This window comes from Actinomadura darangshiensis, assembly GCF_004349235.1.
In the GTDB taxonomy this organism is placed as follows: Bacteria; Actinomycetota; Actinomycetes; order Streptosporangiales; family Streptosporangiaceae; genus Spirillospora; species Spirillospora darangshiensis.
The window spans coordinates 1-2444 of record NZ_SMKY01000558.1; the positions used below are offsets into that span (position 1 = coordinate 1).

General features: G+C 62.3%; 1 protein-coding gene. It reads right to left on the reverse strand.

The window, feature by feature from the left end; all coding sequences use genetic code 11:
• Nucleotides 1–118 precede the first annotated feature (118 nt).
• Nucleotides 119–1903, reverse strand: coding sequence for a reverse transcriptase/maturase family protein (locus tag E1293_RS46330; RefSeq protein WP_207939533.1), 1785 nt, complete (start codon nucleotides 1901–1903; stop codon nucleotides 119–121).
• Nucleotides 1904–2444 lie beyond the last annotated feature (541 nt).

Consider the following 2444-nt stretch of genomic DNA (forward strand, 5'->3'; position numbering starts at 1 on the left):
GTGTTGTCGCCGGTTCCGGTAGGCCGTTGGCGAGGTGCCTGTTTGGGCAGGTCCTTTTCCAACGGCCCCCGGCCCGAACCGGACGTGCCCGCTTTCCAGGCATCCGGCTCTCCAGTGACTACTCCGTGGTTGTCGTGGTTGGTTGCCGCGCGTGGATGAGGTCGTGACACGGCGAGCAGACCACCAGGGTCTTGCGTCGTCGTTTGGCCATGAGCTGCGCCCACGCGGGCTGTGGCCGCCCCGGGCGGTGAAGATCGGCGAGCTTGCGGACCTGGTGGACTTGCACGGTGGTCCGTTCGTCGCAGAGCTCGCACCGGTTCGCCCGGAGCCGGTGGATCAGCTCCTTACCTTTTCGGCGGGCGGCCGGGGCCAGCGGTCGGTCGTTGATGACCGCTCGCTTCTGCTGCCGCAGGGGAATGCCGCCAAAGCGCGTGACCAGTGGCTGCCTGCCCTCTCGTTCGACGCGGGCTTCGAAGCACCGGCGAGGCCCGTGCGGCGTGTCGATGGTGGCCTTGTACTTGTTGGCCATCTTCGTGACCGACGAGCGGTGCTTGGCCGCCAGCGTCTTGAGCATCGAGGTCAACATGACCCAACGCAGCCGGTCTAGTCTCCAGACGTCGCCGGCGAGCAGGTAGTACTGGATAATCCCTCGATATTCGGCCCCGTAGGTGCTGATGATCTCGTGATCGGCGAGGTTCTTCAGCCAGGGCCGATGCTCGGGTTTGCCGAGCTGGAAGTAGGGGGTGCACTTGGTTTTGATCACAGCCCGGGGCACTCGCAGCGCGATCCCACCGTTGAGCGACCGGCGGCCGTGGGTGAGCTTGTGCTGATCGTGCCGGACGGTGATCTCATAGCCGAGGTATCTTGCCGCGCCTGTGCGGGCGTGGGTGATCAGTGTCTTGTCCTCGGAGAGTTCCAGCTTGAGGTCATCACGCAGGAACACGGCGAGGCGCTGCTTGATCTGCTCGGCTTCGGCTTTCGGCCCGATGAACCCGAGGAGGTGGTCATCGGCGTATCGCGAGTAGCGCAGCCTGCGGTATCCGGGGTCTTGGGGGTCCCCGGCGGGCAGACCGCGCAGCCGCCTGCGTAGGTGGCGTGCCTGGGTACGATCCCCATGCTTGCGGGCTTGCGCGATCGCGTATTGCACCTTCTTGTATTCCAGGTTGTGTCTCCTGGCCTTCCCTCGGGTGTACTCGGGTATGAGAACCTTCTCGACGAACTTGTCCAACCGGTCCAGGTAAATATTGGACAGGACCGGGGAGGCCACTCCGCCTTGCGGTGCTCCGGAGAGCGTGGCATTCCATTCCCAGTCCTCCAGGTATCCGACTTGCAGCATGTTACGCAGCAGCCGCAGGAATCGGCCATCGTGGATCTTCTCCGCCAGAATGGATAGCAAGACCCCATGGTCGAGCGACCCGAAGCAGTCGGATATGTCTCCTTCGATGAACCAGACCGTCCCCGTCCAGTTTATTGCCACCTCGGTCAGTGCCGTGTGGCAGCCTCGGCGGGGGCGGAATCCGTGTGAACGGCCGGAGAACGTCGGCTCATAATACGCTTCAAGAAGAAGGCGGATCACCTCGCTGACGAGTTTGTCCGACCAGGGTGGCAGGCCGAGCGGTCTTGTTTTCCCGTTCTTCTTCGGGATGTAGGTCCGCTTGACGGGCTTGAACCGGTAGCGCTCGTGGCGCAGCGCATCGATGATGCGGCCGATCTTGTCCAGCGACATGCCGTCCGCGGTTTCCCCGTCGGCCCCGGGTGTCATGGCTCCGTGGTTGGAGTACAGACGCCCGTAGGCCAGCAGATACAGGTGCGGGTTGAACAGTTGCCGGTACAGTTCGTTGCACGGCAGGCCACGCCTACCGCGATCACGGAGGACATTCAGTACCGTTTCGGCGTCCTGCATTGCGCATACCTCTCGGCCTTCAAATGTCCGGTCACCTGGCCCCCTTGGCCCTGCGGACGGCTTTCCCGTCCTCCTTGGTGGGGCGTGACTCCCACGACTACTACGGGGCCTGCGTCACCATAGGGCTCGCGCCCATTAGGCGATCCCACGTTCGTCCTCGTTGTACGTATAGTGTGACTTAGGCGCCCCATTCATCTCCTTCAATACCCTTACTGGGCATCGCTCCACATACCAGAGGTTGTATCGTCTGGTCTACTAATCCGATACAGGATGTGGCGTCGGTTTCAGGCGTCTTTCCGACGGATGTGATGTTGCATCGTCTGGAGATTGGGATTCAGGCAATCCAGCTTTCGCCATATCACACGGGTCCCGCAGCGCCTCGCTTCATACGCCTGAACACGACCGCTGCTTTCCTGGCATGCTCTTGTCCCCTTAACCTTTCGGATCCAGGTAAGCCATCAGACCCAGAAACCTCCCTCCGAGTTCCTCCCGACTGAATCGGGGATACAACAAGGCGCCTCGTGGCGCATTAGGCCTCGTC

Coding starts and splice junctions, on each gene's coding strand:
- E1293_RS46330 (WP_207939533.1), bottom strand. CDS start 1,903: ATGCAGGACGCCGAAACGGTACTGAATGTCCTCCGTGATCGCGGTAGG.